Raw genomic sequence first — 16,073 nt, forward strand, 5'->3', positions numbered from 1 at the left:
GAGGTTCCGATGCGAAATTGGCTGAAAAGTGGGGTTCTGGTACTGCTGTGCTGGACCCAGGGTGCCTGGGCGGGAACGGTACTGGTGGTCGGGGATAGTATCAGCGCCGCTTTCGGCCTGGAAACCAGCCAGGGATGGGTGCAGCTGCTTCAGCAACGCCTTGATACACAAGGGCAGGATCATCGGGTGGTGAACGCCTCGATCAGTGGCGACACCAGCGCCGGCGGGTTGGCAAGATTGCCCACTCTGCTCGAAGAGCATGAACCCGAAGTGGTCATTCTGGAGCTTGGCGGCAACGATGGATTGCGCGGCCAGTCGCCTACCCAATTGAAGCAGAACCTTGCCGCCATGGTTGAGCGGTCGCGTCAGGCGGACGCCAAAGTGCTGCTGCTTGGCATGCGTTTGCCCCCCAATCTGGGGCAGCGGTACACAACGGCATTTGCCCAGGCGTTCGACTCGCTTGCCAAGGAACAGGCGCTGCCTTACGTCCCGTTTTTTTTGGAAGGCGTCGGCGGGGTCGAAGGCATGATGCAGGCCGACCGCATCCATCCGGCAGCCGGCGCGCAGCAACGATTGTTGGATAACGTCTGGCCGGTGCTCGAACCCTTGCTTTGATGCGTGCGCGCGGCTACTGTCGCGCCCCACGATCGGAGCCTCAAATGCCACGCCCAGCCTGGACCCTATTCGCCTATCGCCTCATCGTGCCGGACGAGCAGTTCGACCTGTTCGCCTGTCGCGAGAATCGTCTGCACCTGGCGCTACGGCAACTGGAACTGAACGGTCGAGTTGATCGCACGCTCTGCGGCGGTTTTCTACCTGCTCGACCGCACTGGCAGGATCTGGAGCGAGCGATGCTCAAGGACCGCCGACTCTGCCCGGCCTGCCGTGATACGCTCAGCGCGCAGCGCAAGGGCCTTCCGTCTGCCGTCAGCGTCTGGTAGCTCGGCGGCCGCTGGTGCTTCGAGTACAATCGCGGGCAACACGCTCACTATTACCAAGGAATCCCTGAATGCTCTCGCGTGCGTCTGCAGTCGCCTCCTGTGTGTCATTTGCTGCTTTGCTGCTGGCCGGACAGTCCGCTGCGCTCGAGTTGCCGCTACCTCCAGAAGGCGAGGACGTGGTTGGGCAGATTCAAGTCATCAAGGCCAAATACGAAGACACGTTCGCGGCACTGGGCGAGACGCATGATCTGGGCTATCTGGAACTCGTTGCGGCTAATCCGGGGGTGGACCCCTGGTTACCCGGTGAAGGGACCGACATCATCCTGCCGACTCGCTACATCCTTCCGTCAGGGCCACGCGAAGGTATTGTCATCAACCTGGCCGAATACCGGCTGTATTACTACCCGAAAGGGGAAAATGTGGTGCATACCTTCCCCCTTGGCATCGGGCGGGAAGGATGGGGGTCGCCTGTCGGCACTACCCATATCTCGGCGATGACGAGCAATCCGGCTTGGTATCCTCCGCAATCGATTAGGGATGAGCACGCCGCCGAAGGCGATCCTCTGCCGAAGGTCGTGCCGGCAGGACCGGATAATCCGCTGGGGCCGTACAAGCTGAGCCTGGCGCTGCCGGGTTATCTTATCCACGGCTCGAACAAAAAATTCGGCATTGGCATGCGTGTGAGCCACGGTTGTTTTCGAATGTTGAACCATAACGTTCTGGAGCTGGCCGAGTTGGTCAAGGTGGGAACATCGGTGCGGATTATCGACGAGCCTTACAAGTTCGGTGTAAGCGAGGGCAAGATCTACCTGGAGGCGCATACGCCGCTGCAGGATGAGGATAAGCATATGACGCTTATGGATAAGCATGCAGTGGTGGTCAATACGCTGCTCAAGCGTGACGAAGCGGCCGGTGTGCTGCAGTTGGATTGGGAAATGGTTCGCGAGATCATCGCTGGCGAAGACGGCCTGCCGATCCAGATCGCGGAACAGGGGCAAGCTTTGGCCAACCACGAAGAGTCGATCTTTTGAAGTCTTGATGGATTGAGTTGATTATCTGGCACCCACAAAAAAGCCGACCTGTTTGCAGGTCGGCTTTTTTATCGCCTGAAGCTTACTTGCGGCTGGCGCGTTCCAGCATACGCAGTGCACGCTCGTTGGCCTCGTCAGCAGTCTGCTGAGCCTTCTGAGCAGCCTGCATGGCCTCGTCGGCCTTGCTGTACGCTTCGTCGGCACGAGCCTGAGCACGGGCAGCGGCGTCTTCGGTCGCGGTCAGACGGGCTTCGCTTTCCTTGGTCATGCTGTTGCTGCAACCAGTAGCCAGAACTGCGGCGAAAGCCAGAGCAGAAAATTTCAGAACGTTGTTCATCGTGTTCCCCTTAAGGATGAAATCCATGGCAACTTCCGTTATGGAAAGTTGGCGCGCACATACTACCGATAAGTTGCGCTAAGTAAACTGAGGCAAGCAGCGGTTACCACATATTTTCTGCAAGCTCATTCTTTTTCACGGCATCCACCGGCCCGACGATTAAAAAACAATCAGAACCAGCCGCTGCACTCGATACATGGACCGGTCGGAGGGTTGAAAAGTTGCACTTCGCGTGCGATTCGGCGAGTGAACGCTATATCGCTCAGCTCTGCTTCGAAGCGCTACCAACTAATCAATTGAAGCCAAGTCTTACATGGCGGTAGCATGCATCGTCCAGTAACAACAAGAATGGGGAATGTGCGGCCTCGCACACAGCTCCAAGTCGATAGGGCAGGCAAGCCTGCAGAGGAGGCGAGATGACCGAGAAGCTAACCATCTACCATGATCGAACGGGCCGCCAGTTCGAGACCACCGTGGACGGCTATCGCGCCTATCTTGCATATGTCGATTTGGGTAAACAGACGCTGGATATCTATCGGACCTTCGTGCCTGATGTGCTTCGTGGGCGCGGCGTCGCCGCTGTGTTGGCTCAGCACGCGCTGGATTACGCGGCAAGCGAGGGCTATACAGTGATTCCGTCCTGTTCGTATGTGGAGTGGTACATGGAACGGCGGGGCAGTTCGACGAGCAGTATCGACAGCGAATAAAAGAAAAACGCCGGCAAGCGGCGTTTTCCTACTACTGCCCCCGTCAGCCGCGAGCGCGCTTGGGCAATATGTCTTTCAGCTTCGTATGCATGCCGAGGATAGCTTTTTCAGTGGCTTCCCAATCGATGCAGGCATCGGTAATGGATACACCGTACTTCAGGTCCGCGAGGTCCTTGGGAATTGGCTGACTGCCCCAGCCCAGGTGACTTTCTACCATCAGTCCGACGATCGAATTGTTGCCCTCGAGGATCTGATTGGCCACGTTATCCATGACCAGCGGCTGTAATGCCGGATCTTTGTTGGAGTTCGCGTGGCTGCAATCGACCATGATGTTAGGGGTGATACCGGCCTTGTTCAGCTCCTGTTCGCACACTGCCACACTGACCGAGTCATAGTTGGGCTTGCCATTGCCGCCGCGCAGCACGACATGTCCGTAGGCGTTGCCTTTGGTCGTGACGATGGAGACACCACCGGACTGATTGATGCCAAGGAAGCGGTGCGGGCTGGATACCGATTGTAGTGCATTGATCGCAACGGTCAGGCTGCCATCGGTCCCATTCTTGAAACCCACCGCCGAGGACAGGCCTGAGGCCATCTCGCGGTGTGTCTGGGACTCAGTGGTGCGCGCACCGATGGCCGACCAACTGATCAGGTCCTGCAAGTATTGCGGGGAGATCGGGTCCAGCGCTTCGGTAGCGGTGGGCAGGCCCATTTCGGCAAGGTCGAGCAGCAATTGACGGCCGATGTGCAGGCCATCCTGGATCTTGAACGAGTCGTCCATATACGGATCATTGATCAGCCCCTTCCAGCCGACCGTGGTCCGTGGCTTCTCGAAGTACACCCGCATGACCAAAAACAGACTGTCGGACACCTTGTCGGCCAGTACCTTGAGGCGCTCAGCGTATTCATGTGCAGCTTTGAGATCATGAATCGAGCAAGGGCCGATCACCACGAACAGCCGGTGATCCTTGCCGTCGAGGATGTCGCGTACCACCTGGCGTCCATCGGAGACGGTCTTCTGTGCGGAGGCGGTCAGCGGTATGTCGCGCTTGAGCTGCTCCGGCGTAATAAGAGTCTCGTTGGAGGAAACGTTAAGGTCATCGATCGGTAAATCAGCCATCGTGTTCTCGTCAGGGTCACGGATGCCGTCCGCCAGCCATCCCGGTGCGGCGGAGCAGGGCTTTAATGCGCAGCGGGGAGGCGGAACCTTATCGCGTATTGTGTGGCCTCGACAATGATCTTGAAGCTGGACCATGGCATCGCTGCCTCCGATACCGTCTCGCGCCCGCTGTGCAATCGATCGTGGCGACTGGGCGCTGCCTTGGGACGCTGATAAGGTGGTAATTCAAGCGCGCCATCGGTGGCGTCCTACTGTTCTGTAGCTGGAGTTCTGCATGACCGCACCCCATCCTCGAATTGGAATCATTGGCACTGGTGCCATCGGTGGCTTCTACGGACTGATGCTCGCCCGGGCCGGTTACGACGTGCACTTCCTGCTGCGTAGCGAATATGAGGCGGTCAAGCTGAACGGGCTGCACGTGAACAGCGCGGTGCACGGCTCGTTGCACCTGGATGCAGTGCAGGCCTATCGGCACGCCGCGGATATGCCCAAATGCGACTGGCTACTGGTAGGGGCGAAAAGCACCAGCAACCCGGAGCTGGCCCCGCTGATCGTGGAAGCTGCAGGAGACGATGCCAAGGTCGTGGTGTTACAGAATGGTCTGGGAATCGAAGATGACCTGCGCGTGTTGCTGCCGAACAATATTCATCTGCTTGGCGGCCTCTGTTTTATCTGTGCTCATCGCTCGGCACTGGGAGTCGTCGAGCATCAGGCGCTTGGCGGGGTCAATCTAGGTTACCACTCGGGTTCGGCGGCAACGCCAGAGCAACAGCAGGCCCTGATCGAGGAGGGCGTGGCGATGTTCCGCGCGGCGGGTGTCGAATCCAATGCGGCCGCCAATCTTGCTCAGGCGCGCTGGCAAAAATTGGTGTGGAACATGCCATACAACGGTCTTTCGGTCCTGCTGGATGCCGGCACAGCGCCATTGATGGCCGACCCCGACAGTCGAGCACTGGTCCGGTCGATCATGCTGGAAGCCTGTGGAGCGGCGACCGCTTGTGGTCATCCGCTGCCTGCGGTGCTCGTGGACCGGATGATGACCGCCACCGACCACATGCCCAACTATCTGCCGAGCATGTACCACGACCACGCGCATGGCCGTCCGATGGAGCTCGAGGCGATCTATGTCGCTCCGTTGGCCGCAGCGGCACAGGTCGGTTTTGCGATGCCCAAGACGGAGGCGCTCCTACAGGCTCTGCGTTTCATTGCTGCTCGCGCGGACCGCTAGGTCGATCATCTTGGACCAGTTCAACCAGCCGCCGGGCGGGCGTTCGGGGCGGTAGAGGTTTCTTTTAGGGCTGCTAAGCTCAAACGAGGCCGCGAGATTCCCTGCTTGAGGTCCAGGATGCGATCAGTCTGGCAGACTCGGCGACGTGTCCCTGGATAAGCTCGCTGTCCTAGTTCGCATAATGCAACGCAGCGAACCCGGCCGGGATCGCTGGGAGGCGGCACATACGGAAATGACCTAGAATTCCGATGTTCTGGTGCACAAAGTTATAAAAGTGGTGGCGTTCAGGCGTCATTGGCCTTTGAGGGATCTCTATGAAGCTTCAGCAACTGCGTTACATCTGGGAGGTAGCGCATCATGACCTCAATGTCTCGGCAACCGCGCAGAGCCTGTTCACGTCCCAACCCGGCATCAGCAAACAGATCCGCTTACTCGAGGACGAGCTCGGTGTAGAAGTCTTCGCTCGCAGCGGCAAACATCTGACCCGAGTCACTCCCGCTGGCGAACGAATCATCACTACCGCTGGCGAAATTCTTCGCAAATGTGAAAGCATCAAACAGATCGCCCAAGAGTTCTCCAACGAGAAACGTGGCACCTTGAGCATCGCGACCACTCATACCCAGGCCCGCTATGCCTTGCCGCAGGTGATTAGCGCGTTCATCAAGCAGTACCCGGACGTTTCCCTGCACATGCACCAGGGCACGCCCATGCAGATCGCCGAGATGGCTGCCGACGGCACTGTGGATTTCGCCATCGCCACCGAGGGGCTGGAGCTGTTCGGTGATCTGGTCATGATGCCGTGCTATCGCTGGAACCGTTGCGTGGTGGTACCGCAAGGGCATCCGCTGGCGAAAGCGGAAAAGCTCACCCTGGAAACCTTGGCGGAACATCCGATCGTGACCTATGTGTTCGGCTTTACCGGGCGTTCCAAGCTGGACGAAGCTTTCAGTCACAGAGGCTTGTCGCCGAAGGTGGTGTTTACGGCGGCAGACGCCGACGTCATCAAGACCTATGTGCGCCTGGGATTGGGGGTCGGAATCGTCGCGCGGATGGCGGTCGACGCCAAGCTCGACCCGGATCTGGTTGTGCTCGACGCCAGCGAGCTGTTCGAGCCTAGCGTGACCAAGATCGGGTTCCGCCGCGGCACTTTCCTGCGCGGCTTCATGTGCGATTTCATCGAAACCTTTGCCCCGCATCTCGATCGGGAAATGCTGGAAAAAGCTGTTCAATGCCGGAACAAGGTCGAGCTGGATGAGTTGTTCGACGATGTCGACCTGCCAACCTTCTAATAGCGGGACAATCGCGACCAATGCGAATCGGAGCCCCGTCCGCTGAGACGAAGCTGGGGCTCGGTTGATCCCGCTATGAGCTGACTCGGTAAGCCCCAGCTCATAGCGCAAACATTTAAATGCGTGAAGACGCCGTCAGCCGCTGGCAATCAGATTGCCGGCGTGCAGGCCGCATTCCTTCTGTGTTGACTCCTCCCACCACCAGCGGCCCTCGCGCTCATGCTGGTTCGGCAGCACCGGACGCGTGCATGGCTCGCAGCCGATGCTGATGAACCCGCGCTCATGCAAACTGTTGTACGGCACTTCCAGCATGCGGATATAGGCCCAGACTTCCTCGCTGGTCATCTGTGCCAACGGGTTGAATTTGTACAAGGTATGCTCTGGCGTCGAAAAGGCGGTGTCGATTTCGAGCACCGATACCTGGCTGCGCGTGCCGGGGCTCTGATCACGGCGCTGGCCGGTGGCCCAGGCTCGGACGCCGGTAAGCTTGCGTCGAAGCGGTTCGATCTTACGGATGCCGCAGCACTCGCCATGACCGTCGCGGTAGAAACTGAACAGGCCTTTCTCGTTGACCATCGGCTGCAGGAGGGCAGGGTCCGGCGTCATGATGTCGATGGCTATACCGTAATGCTCGCGAACCTGTTCAATGAAGCGATAGGTCTCGCTGTGCAGGCGACCGGTGTCGAGGCTGAACACCTTGACGTTCTTGTTCAGTTTCCAGGCCATGTCCACCAGCACGACATCTTCAGCGCCACTGAACGAGATCCAAAGGTCATCTCCGAACAGATCGAAGGCGAGCTTGAGAATGTCTTGCGGGGATTTGCCGGCGTAGGCAGATGCCAACTCGGCTACATCAATTGTTTGACTCATCAGGCGGCTTCCTTGGTCGGCGCTTGGCGCTCTGCTGGCCGCGGATATTAACAAATAGGCTTTATGACTCTAAATAACGTTTGGCGCTGCTATGCCTAACTTTAATGAATAAGGCCTCGCGTTGCGCCACTTGGGCCTTACCGTTAGAGTGCCGCTTCAATTTTTTGCTTTGAGGAGTGGCCCGTGGAAATAGCCTGTCTCGACTTGGAAGGTGTGCTGGTTCCGGAGATCTGGATCGCCTTTGCCGAGGCCACCGGAATCGAATCGCTCCGGGCAACCACGCGGGACATTCCTGACTACGATGTACTGATGAAGCAGCGCCTGCGCATCCTCGACGAGCATGGCCTGAAGCTGTCGGATATTCAGGCGGTTATCGCTACCCTGAAGCCGCTCGACGGCGCAGCTGAGTTCGTCGATTGGTTGCGTGAACGTTTTCAGGTTGTGATCTTGTCGGATACCTTCTACGAGTTTTCGCAACCGCTGATGCGTCAGTTGGGTTTCCCGACGCTGCTTTGCCATCGGCTGATCACCGACGAGTCGGGTCGTGTCGTTAACTATGAGCTGCGCCAGAAGGATCCCAAGCGTCAATCGGTGATCGCTCTGAAAAGCCTGTACTACCGCGTCATTGCCGCTGGCGATTCGTACAATGACACCACCATGCTCGCCGAGGCGCATGCCGGCATCCTTTTCCATGCACCGGATAACGTCATTCGGGAGTTTCCGCAATTCCCGGCTGTGCATACCTTTGAGGCGCTCAAGCAGGAATTCCTCAAGGCGTCCAATCGCACGCTCGAGCTTTAACCCGGCCAAGATTCAGCCTCGGATTCGTCGGGTGGACTCGCGCTTCACCGGTCCACCTTGACGGCCGTGCGGAGGCGCTGAAGGATAGCAATCGCCCTCAGCCCAGAGGCGCGTCGAGCCGCGGGCCTGCGGTCACCGGCTATAGTCCTTCCAGCGTCTCCATCAGCACCCTCACTTTATCGAAGGTCTCCTGATACTCGGCTTGCCAGTCAGAATCCGCCACGATTCCGCCGCCGCCCCAGCAGGTCGCCTGATCGTTTTGAATCAGCAGCGTGCGGATGGCGATGGAACTGTCCATCTCGCCTCGTACATCCAGATAGAGCAACGAGCCGCAGTAGACCGTGCGGCAGGTGGGCTCCAGCTCATCGATAACCTGCATGGCACGAATTTTCGGCGCGCCGGTTATCGAGCCTCCAGGGAAGCTGCCGGCCAGTAAGTCCAGGGCGTCCTTGCCGCTGGCGAGGGTGCCGCTGACGCTGCTCACCAGATGGTGCACGTTCGGGTAGCTTTCCAGCGAGAACAGCTCTGGCACCGTCACGCTGCCGATTTCGCAGCTGCGCCCGAGGTCGTTGCGCAGCAGGTCGACGATCATCAGGTTTTCGGCGCGATCCTTTTCGCTGCTAAGCAGCGCTTGGGCCTCCGCCTGGTCGGCTTCAGGGTTACTTCGACGAGGACGCGTGCCCTTTATCGGGCGGGTGTCCACGATCCCATTCGTGAGGCGCAGGAAGCGTTCGGGGGAGAGGCTAACGATGGCGCCTTGCTCCACAGTCATGAAGCCTGAATAGGGTGTCGGGCAGGCGGCGCGCAGGGCCCGGTATGCCTGCCACGGGTCGCCCGTGCACGGCGCCCGGAAGCGCTGTGCGAAGTTCACCTGATAACAATCTCCAGCCTGGATGTACTGCTGGATGTGCTCGACTGCTCGCTGGTACTCGGAGCGCTCCAAGTCGGCGGTGAATGGCGAATCAAGGCTGAACGATGAGTGCTCTGGCTGCCACGCGGACTCGAACAGACTGATCAGGTGAAGCCGGTCTGCATCGGCCAGTCCTGGGTGAAAAATCAGCTGGGCGGTGTGGCTGTGGTGGTCGTTGATGAATGCCCAGGCGTACAGGCCGAACCGGGCGGACGGCAATTGCAGATCCGCCACCGCAGTTTTCGGGAGCCGTTCGAGCCGCGCTCCGAAATCGTAGGCAAGAAACCCCAGCAGGCCGCCAGTGAAAGGCAGCTCCAGTCCCGCTGGAGGCTCTGCCTCGCCGAGTGCCTGCAGGGCGTCACGAAGGCGCGCGAAGAAGGCGCTGCCAGTCTCCGCCGTACCCGGTTCCAGTATCTCTATCGGCCACGCGCTCAGCAGGTCGTACCTTCCGCGCTCGGCGATCGGGCGCCCGGAGTCGAACAACACCGCGCCGGGCGCATGGCGAATGCGCTCGAACCAGAAGGCGGGATCAGGGCGATAGGGCAGGGTATGTACGGTGCAGAGCGGCATGCGAGTGTGTCGATCCAGAAGCGGCCCGGCTGCTGGCCGGGCCTGGAGTCACGCGTGGGGCGGTATATGACCGAAGAGTTGCTGTGCGAACCGCACCCGCTCCTCAGGCGTTTCTTGGATACCCTTTTGCTTGAATTCCTCGATCCGATCTTCCACTGCATGCGTACGCAGGGTCAGGCCGCAGTCGTTGGCAATCTGGATATTCAGGCCGGGACGTGCGTTGAGCTCCAGGATCAGCGGCCCTTTGTCCTGATCCAGCACCATGTCGACACCAATATAGCCCAGCCCGCAGAGTTCGTAGCAGCCCGCCGCGAGCTTCATGAAACCATCCCAGTTCGGCAGCTGCACGCCGTCCACTGCGTTGGTGGTGTCAGGATGCTTGCTGATCTTGTTGTTCAGCCAGGTGCCGCGCAGCGTGATGCCTGTCGCCAGGTCTACGCCGACGCCGATCGCACCCTGATGGAGGTTGGCCTTGCCACCGGACTGCCGCGTCGGCAGGCGCAGCATGGCCATCACCGGGTAGCCCATGAGGACGATGATGCGAATATCCGGAACACCTTCGTAGCTGATGCTCTTGAAGATGGGGTCCGGCGTGACGCGGTATTCGATCAGGGCACGATCGCGATGGCCGCCGAGTGAGTAGAGGCCGGTGAGGATGTTGGAAATCTGATGCTCGATTTCGTCGTGCGTCATGATCTTGCCCGACACCGTCCGATAACGGCCTTCGAAACGATCAGCGATTACCAGGATGCCGTCGCCACCAGCCCCTTGCGCCGGCTTGACTACAAAATCGTCATGGTCTTTGACGATGTCCTTGAGCTTGTCGATGTCTTTTTCGGTCTCGATGATGCCGTACATCTTCGGGACGTCGATGCCAGCTTCGATTGCCCGTTCCTTGGTGATGATCTTGTCATCGACAATCGGGTAAAGGTTGCGCTTGTTGTACTTGAGCACATAGTCCGCGTTGCGGCGATTGATACCCATGATGCCCTTGGCTTCGAGAGCCTTCCACGTTTTGATCAGACCGAACATGGCTCAATCCTTCAAAAAGGCTTTGAATCGGAACAGCTCGGTCAGGCGGTAGCCGCGATAGCGACCCATCGCCAGCATGAAGCCCACCATGATCAGCAGCACGGCCGGGAAGGTGAACATGAAGTAGGTCAGCTCCGGCACGTTCATCAAAAGATGCGCCAGGGTCGCCGCGACCAGCGTCCCGACGGCTACCTTGAAGGCATGGCCCGCGCCGCGTTCTTCCCATGTGATGGATAGCCGCTCGATGGTCATGGTGAGGATCACCATTGGGAACAGCGCGACCGACAATCCACGCTCCAGGCCTAGCTTGTGGCTGAACAGGCTGATCACCGCAATCAGTACGACGACGAAGGTCAGGACTACGGAAAGTCTCGGAAGCATTTGCAATTTGAGGTGTTCCAGGTAGGAACGCAGTGAGAGCCCCAGTGCGGTAATCACGGTAAACAGGATGATCCCGAATCCGAGCTGCGTCTCACGGAAGGCAAGGGCGATCAGAACCGGGGTGAACGTACCCAGCGTCTGCAAGCCGCCGAGGTTTCGCAGAATCAGGATCACCAGCACGCCGATCGGGATCATGATCATGATCTGGTAGGTCTGCTGAGTTTGCAGCGGCAGGCCGTACAGCGAATATTCCAGGAAGTCCGCGTCGGTATTTTCGTCGGTCAACTTGGCCAGACGGATGGCGTTCATTTCGCTGCTGTTGAGCGTGAAGGTCACCTGCGGATTCCGGCCACCCTCCAGATTGATGAGCGACTCGTCGCCTGTCCACCAGACCAAACGATCTTTCGGCAGACCTTGCTCACCGGTCTCAGGATTGAAGTACAGCCAATTGTCGCCATTGAAGCTGCGTAGCCAGAGTTCTGGCGACTGAGCCATGTCAGGCGACAGCCGTATGGTGTGTACACGCTCCATCGGTACATGAGCGATCGACAGCAGCAACTCGATCACGCGCGCCTTGTTCGCCGTCGCGGAGTCACCGCCGAGCAACAGCTTGACGTTGTCGTCGTTCTCATTGTTGACACGCTTGATGGCTTCGCTGATGAAGGTCTCGACATCGGCCGAATGCTGGCGAATCGGCGAGAGCAGCGCTTCGGCGGCAATCTTCTCGGCGCCCTCGACGGGAATGCTGTCACGGAAGATCGGGCCGTTGGCCTTGGTTTGTTCACCGCTATAACGCCGGGTCAGAACCAGGCGGTAATAGAGGGTCTGATTGCCACTGGCGCGCCGCGCCGACCAGGTGACCCGACGGTTGCCGTCGGCACGGTTGATGCTCACGCCGTAATTGTTGGAAATGAAGCTTTCGTTGAGGCTGACGAACTCCTGGTTCAGCGGCGGCACATACATCTGCAGCTTCACCGGGTCGCGCGGATTGGCCTGGAATTCAACCTTGGCATCGATATTCCATAAGTCATCGGTTTCGTCCTCGGTAATCGGGATGCCGAGAATGAAGATCTGGTACGCGGTGATCGCGATGCCCAGTGTGACGAGTATAAAAATCAAAACTTTCAGATGCAGGGTAAGGGCGCGCATGGAATTACTCGTCAGCTTCGGATTCGATGATGCAGCCGGGTTTGCCAGCAGCGTACTTAAGGCTTGGATCGACCAGGGCTTCGAAGCGAGCAAGCGCATCGGAACCAATTAAAAGTGGGTATTGGAATGCACTTCGGTCCGTGAGGTTCACTTCAATGCTGCGTTTAGCCTTGCCCATGCACAAGTAGAGCTCCACGACGGGGCGCGGGGTGTAGGTTTTTTCCTCTTCTGGATCAAAGTCACCGGCGCGCCGCTTGATCTTGCTGATGCGCTGCAAAGGCAGCTCGATTGGGCGATCGTGGGCCTCGTCAATGGCGAGATAGAAGCGGACCCAGCTTTTCCCGTTGCGTTTGAATCGCTCGATGTCACGTGCACTGAGCGAGGCGGTCTGCGCGCCTGTGTCGAGTTTCGCGGGCACTTCGAGACCGAAATCGGGCAGCGCTACATGTTCGTTGAGGCCATAAACAGTTTTTTCTTCAGCCTGAACAAGAAATGGTGAGGCCAAAAGGCAGAGCAACAGGAGACGGGGTTTGGTGCTCATAAATCCAGAATTAGTCGAGTCGGAGAGGGGCAGTCGGAAACGACAATCCCGTGAGTTGAGGCATGGCGAGGCGAACGCCAGCGCGAATATAACAACGCATTCTAGCATGGGCATTTGGCGCGACTAGCCCTAAACCCCCTGGCGTTCCTATTCAGGGCGTTTCGATGGGGATGAGGTGTTTTCAGCTTGGTGTCGACAATCTACCTTCGTAGCATTTGACTGTCCGCAGTTTCAGGCATAGATTTGCCCTGATATCAGCCTAGGTGTCAACAATATGCTCGATGCGCTAGAAGTTGCTCGCCCTGATCAGGTTGACAGCGGAACCCTTTCCGAGCACGTTTTTCGACTGATCCAAGCGGCCATCGTAAAAGGTGAAATCGCCCCAGGCAGTAAGATTTCGGAGCCCGAGCTTGCGCGCACATACGGCATAAGCCGGGGACCGTTGCGCGAGGCGATACACCGCCTGGAAGGGCAGAAGCTGCTGGTTCGCGTGCCGCACGTGGGGGCTCGTGTTGTTTCGCTCAGCCATTCGGAGTTGATCGAACTCTATGAGATTCGCGAATCGCTCGAAGGCATGGCCTGCCGATTGGCCGCACAGCGCATGAGCGAGACCGAAATCGATGAGTTACGTCGCGTGCTGGAGACTCATGAGCGAGACGAGGCGTTCAGGGCCGGAGTCGGCTATTACCAGCAGGAGGGCGACTTCGACTTCCACTACCGAATCATCCAGGGCAGCGGCAATCGCACGCTGACTCAGATGCTTTGTGGCGAGCTGTATCAGTTGGTTCGGATGTACCGCATCCAATTTTCCGCCACCCCGAACCGCCCGCATCAGGCGTTCGCTGAACATCATCGAATTCTCGATGCCATTGCCGATCGCGATGGCGAGCTGGCGGAGTTGTTGATGCGCCGGCATATCGGCGCGTCCAAGCGCAACATCGAGCGCCACTATCAGCCCGATCAACAACAGACACCACAAACAAGAGGTGAGGCATGACACTTCCTACCCCCGGCCAGCGCTTTCGTGACGCGGTGGCCAGTGAACACCCGCTGCAGGTAGTTGGCGCGATCAACGCCAATCATGCGCTGCTTGCCAAGCGTGCCGGTTTCAAGGCGATCTACCTGTCGGGTGGTGGCGTCGCAGCCGGATCGCTTGGCCTGCCGGATCTCGGCATCAGCGGGCTGGATGACGTACTGACCGATGTACGCCGGATTACCGATGTTTGCGATCTGCCGCTGTTGGTTGATGTCGATACCGGCTTCGGCTCATCGGCCTTCAATGTGGCGCGCACCGTTAAGTCGATGATCAAGTTCGGCGCCGCAGCGATTCATATCGAGGATCAGGTCGGCGCCAAGCGTTGTGGTCATCGGCCCAACAAGGAAATCGTCTCGCAGCAGGAAATGGTTGATCGGATCAAGGCAGCCGTCGACGCGCGTACCGACGACAGCTTCGTGATCATGGCGCGTACCGATGCGCTGGCGGTCGAGGGGCTCGAATCTGCGCTGGAGCGCGCCCAGGCCTGCATTGAGGCCGGAGCGGATATGGTTTTCCCGGAAGCGATCACCGAGCTGTCGATGTACAAGCTGTTCGCCGAAAAGGTCGGTGCGCCGGTTCTGGCCAACATTACCGAATTCGGCTCGACACCGTTGTTCACAACCGAGGAGCTGGCCAGTTCCGACGTCTCCTTGGTGCTGTACCCATTGTCTGCCTTCCGCGCCATGAACCGGGCGGCAGAGAATGTCTACACCGCCATTCGCCGCGACGGAACGCAGAAGAATGTCATCGACACCATGCAGACCCGCATGGAGCTGTACGAGCGCATCAACTATCACGCCTTCGAGCAAAGCCTCGACGCGCTGTTTGCCCAGAAAAAAGGCTGAGGCCTGAGCGGGCAATCCAAGCGCCCAGCGAGTGAGCAATTTGCAGTATCCAGAACAAATTCAATTAAGGAGAAAGCAATGGCTGAGGCAAAAGTATTGAGTGGCGCAGGCCTGCGTGGCCAGGTTGCTGGGCAGACTGCTTTGTGCACGGTCGGTAAGACCGGCGCGGGCCTGACCTACCGCGGATACGACGTACGGGATCTGGCGGCACAGGCTGAATTCGAGGAAGTCGCCTACCTGCTGTTCTATGGTGAGCTGCCGACGGTTCGGCAGCTTGCCGATTACAAGACACGCCTGCAGGGCATGCGTGATCTTCCAGCTGCGCTTAAAGAGGTGCTGGAGCGGATCCCGGCCGATGCGCATCCGATGGACGTGATGCGTACCGGCGCTTCTGTGCTGGGTACGCTGGAGCCGGAACATTCATTCGAGCAGCAGCGCGATGTCGCCGAACGTCTGATGGCGGCATTTCCAGCGATAATGTGCTACTGGTATCGCTTCACGCATGAGCAGCAGCGGATCGAATGTACCAGCGACGAGGCTACCCTAGGCGGGCATTTCCTGACGCTGCTGCACGGCAAGAAGCCGAGCGAGCTTCACGTCAAGGTGATGAACGTCTCCCTGATTCTCTACGCGGAGCATGAGTTCAACGCTTCGACTTTCACCGCGCGCGTCTGCGCCTCGACCTTGTCGGACATGTACTCCTGCGTCACCGGCGCCATCGGCTCGCTGCGCGGTCCGTTGCATGGCGGTGCCAACGAGGCGGCCATGGACATGATCCAGCAATGGACGTCGCCAGAAGAAGCGATGCAGGGCATCCTCGGCATGCTCGAGCGCAAGGACAAGATCATGGGTTTCGGCCATGCAATCTATAAGGAATCCGATCCGCGCAACGAAGTCATCAAGGTCTGGGCGAAGAAACTGGCCGAAGAAGTAGGCGATACCGTCCTGTTTCCGGTATCGGTTGCCGTCGACGAGACCATGTGGGCGCAGAAGAAGCTGTTCCCCAATGCCGACTTCTACCATGCCTCCGCGTATCACTTCATGGGGATCCCGACCAAGTTGTTCACGCCGATCTTTGTCTGCTCGCGGGTCACCGGCTGGGCGTCCCATGTCATCGAACAACGGGCCAACAATCGCATCATCCGGCCAAGCGCCGAGTATGTTGGTCCGGAACAGCGCCAGGTCGTCCCGATCGCTGAGCGCTGAGCCTGATCGAGAACGGCGAGACCGCGCCGGCGGTCTCGCCGTCCCGCTCTTGCGAACATCCCACTGGATTGAGTCTTAG

Annotated in this window: 17 protein-coding genes; 10 read left to right on the top strand and 7 right to left on the bottom strand. The window is 58.8% G+C overall.

What is annotated here, in order from left to right:
* Positions 1–9 precede the first annotated feature (9 nt).
* From CH92_RS08840 to CH92_RS08850, 3 genes are all read left to right on the top strand, one after another.
* Positions 10–615, top strand: coding sequence for an arylesterase (locus CH92_RS08840; protein ID WP_025241416.1), 606 nt, complete (start codon positions 10–12; stop codon positions 613–615).
* 44 nt (positions 616–659) lie between these two features.
* Positions 660–941: a hypothetical protein gene (locus CH92_RS08845; RefSeq protein WP_025241417.1), complete on the top strand. Its 282-nt coding sequence runs from the start codon at positions 660–662 to the stop codon at positions 939–941.
* A 68-nt stretch (positions 942–1,009) separates the two neighbouring features.
* Complete coding sequence (locus tag CH92_RS08850; RefSeq protein WP_025241418.1) at positions 1,010–1,972, top strand: L,D-transpeptidase family protein; 963 nt, start codon at positions 1,010–1,012, stop codon at positions 1,970–1,972.
* Positions 1,973–2,054: 82 nt separating this feature from the next.
* Here CH92_RS08850 and CH92_RS08855 read toward each other — a convergent pair whose 3' ends face one another.
* Positions 2,055–2,309, bottom strand: coding sequence for an Lpp/OprI family alanine-zipper lipoprotein (locus CH92_RS08855; RefSeq protein ID WP_025241419.1), 255 nt, complete (start codon positions 2,307–2,309; stop codon positions 2,055–2,057).
* A gap of 416 nt (positions 2,310–2,725) precedes the next feature.
* Here CH92_RS08855 and CH92_RS08860 point away from each other — a divergent pair, with 416 nt between their 5' ends.
* Positions 2,726–3,016: a GNAT family N-acetyltransferase gene (locus CH92_RS08860; protein ID WP_025241420.1), complete on the top strand. Its 291-nt coding sequence runs from the start codon at positions 2,726–2,728 to the stop codon at positions 3,014–3,016.
* 43 nt (positions 3,017–3,059) lie between these two features.
* On the opposite strand, the gene CH92_RS08865 is transcribed toward CH92_RS08860, so the two are convergent.
* Positions 3,060–4,136 carry a 3-deoxy-7-phosphoheptulonate synthase gene (locus tag CH92_RS08865; protein ID WP_025241421.1) on the bottom strand — a complete coding sequence of 359 codons (1,077 nt, stop codon included), beginning with the start codon at positions 4,134–4,136 and terminating at the stop codon, positions 3,060–3,062.
* A 274-nt stretch (positions 4,137–4,410) separates the two neighbouring features.
* Here CH92_RS08865 and CH92_RS08870 point away from each other — a divergent pair, with 274 nt between their 5' ends.
* Together CH92_RS08870 and cysB are read left to right on the top strand one after the other, a co-directional pair.
* Positions 4,411–5,364 carry a putative 2-dehydropantoate 2-reductase gene (locus CH92_RS08870; protein ID WP_025241422.1) on the top strand — a complete coding sequence of 318 codons (954 nt, stop codon included), beginning with the start codon at positions 4,411–4,413 and terminating at the stop codon, positions 5,362–5,364.
* A 314-nt stretch (positions 5,365–5,678) separates the two neighbouring features.
* A complete protein-coding gene (gene cysB / locus CH92_RS08875) occupies positions 5,679–6,653 on the top strand; it encodes an HTH-type transcriptional regulator CysB (protein WP_025241423.1) in 975 nt (324 codons plus the stop codon).
* Between the two features lie 135 nt (positions 6,654–6,788).
* Here cysB and CH92_RS08880 read toward each other — a convergent pair whose 3' ends face one another.
* Positions 6,789–7,523 carry a phosphoadenylyl-sulfate reductase gene (locus CH92_RS08880; protein WP_025241424.1) on the bottom strand — a complete coding sequence of 245 codons (735 nt, stop codon included), beginning with the start codon at positions 7,521–7,523 and terminating at the stop codon, positions 6,789–6,791.
* A gap of 183 nt (positions 7,524–7,706) precedes the next feature.
* Between CH92_RS08880 and thrH the strand changes: the two genes are divergently transcribed.
* On the top strand, positions 7,707–8,324 hold the full coding sequence (thrH, locus tag CH92_RS08885) for a bifunctional phosphoserine phosphatase/homoserine phosphotransferase ThrH (RefSeq protein WP_025241425.1): 618 nt from the start codon (positions 7,707–7,709) through the stop codon (positions 8,322–8,324).
* A gap of 139 nt (positions 8,325–8,463) precedes the next feature.
* On the opposite strand, the gene pabB is transcribed toward thrH, so the two are convergent.
* The 4 genes from pabB to CH92_RS08905 are packed head-to-tail and all read right to left on the bottom strand — an operon-like array spanning position 8,464 to position 12,907.
* Complete coding sequence (gene pabB, locus CH92_RS08890; RefSeq protein ID WP_025241426.1) at positions 8,464–9,804, bottom strand: aminodeoxychorismate synthase component I; 1,341 nt, start codon at positions 9,802–9,804, stop codon at positions 8,464–8,466.
* 48 nt (positions 9,805–9,852) lie between these two features.
* Complete coding sequence (locus CH92_RS08895) at positions 9,853–10,836, bottom strand: alpha-L-glutamate ligase-like protein (RefSeq protein WP_025241427.1); 984 nt, start codon at positions 10,834–10,836, stop codon at positions 9,853–9,855.
* A 3-nt stretch (positions 10,837–10,839) separates the two neighbouring features.
* Entirely contained in the window at positions 10,840–12,366 is a 1,527-nt protein-coding gene (locus CH92_RS08900; RefSeq protein WP_025241428.1) for an inactive transglutaminase family protein, read from the bottom strand.
* A 4-nt stretch (positions 12,367–12,370) separates the two neighbouring features.
* Entirely contained in the window at positions 12,371–12,907 is a 537-nt protein-coding gene (locus CH92_RS08905; RefSeq protein ID WP_025241429.1) for an ATP-dependent zinc protease, read from the bottom strand.
* A 274-nt stretch (positions 12,908–13,181) separates the two neighbouring features.
* Between CH92_RS08905 and CH92_RS08910 the strand changes: the two genes are divergently transcribed.
* The 3 genes from CH92_RS08910 to prpC all read left to right on the top strand — a co-directional run bounded on the left by CH92_RS08910 (position 13,182) and on the right by prpC (position 15,994).
* Positions 13,182–13,904 carry a GntR family transcriptional regulator gene (locus tag CH92_RS08910; RefSeq protein WP_025241430.1) on the top strand — a complete coding sequence of 241 codons (723 nt, stop codon included), beginning with the start codon at positions 13,182–13,184 and terminating at the stop codon, positions 13,902–13,904.
* Positions 13,901–14,788: a methylisocitrate lyase gene (gene prpB, locus CH92_RS08915; RefSeq protein WP_025241431.1), complete on the top strand. Its 888-nt coding sequence runs from the start codon at positions 13,901–13,903 to the stop codon at positions 14,786–14,788. The genes CH92_RS08910 and prpB overlap by 4 nt, the downstream gene beginning before the upstream one ends.
* A 78-nt stretch (positions 14,789–14,866) precedes the next feature.
* A complete protein-coding gene (gene prpC / locus CH92_RS08920; RefSeq protein WP_025241432.1) occupies positions 14,867–15,994 on the top strand; it encodes a bifunctional 2-methylcitrate synthase/citrate synthase in 1,128 nt (375 codons plus the stop codon).
* Positions 15,995–16,073: the final 79 nt, after the last annotated feature.

The sequence above is a fragment of the Stutzerimonas stutzeri genome (assembly GCF_000590475.1).
Taxonomy (GTDB): Bacteria; Pseudomonadota; Gammaproteobacteria; order Pseudomonadales; family Pseudomonadaceae; genus Stutzerimonas; species Stutzerimonas stutzeri_D.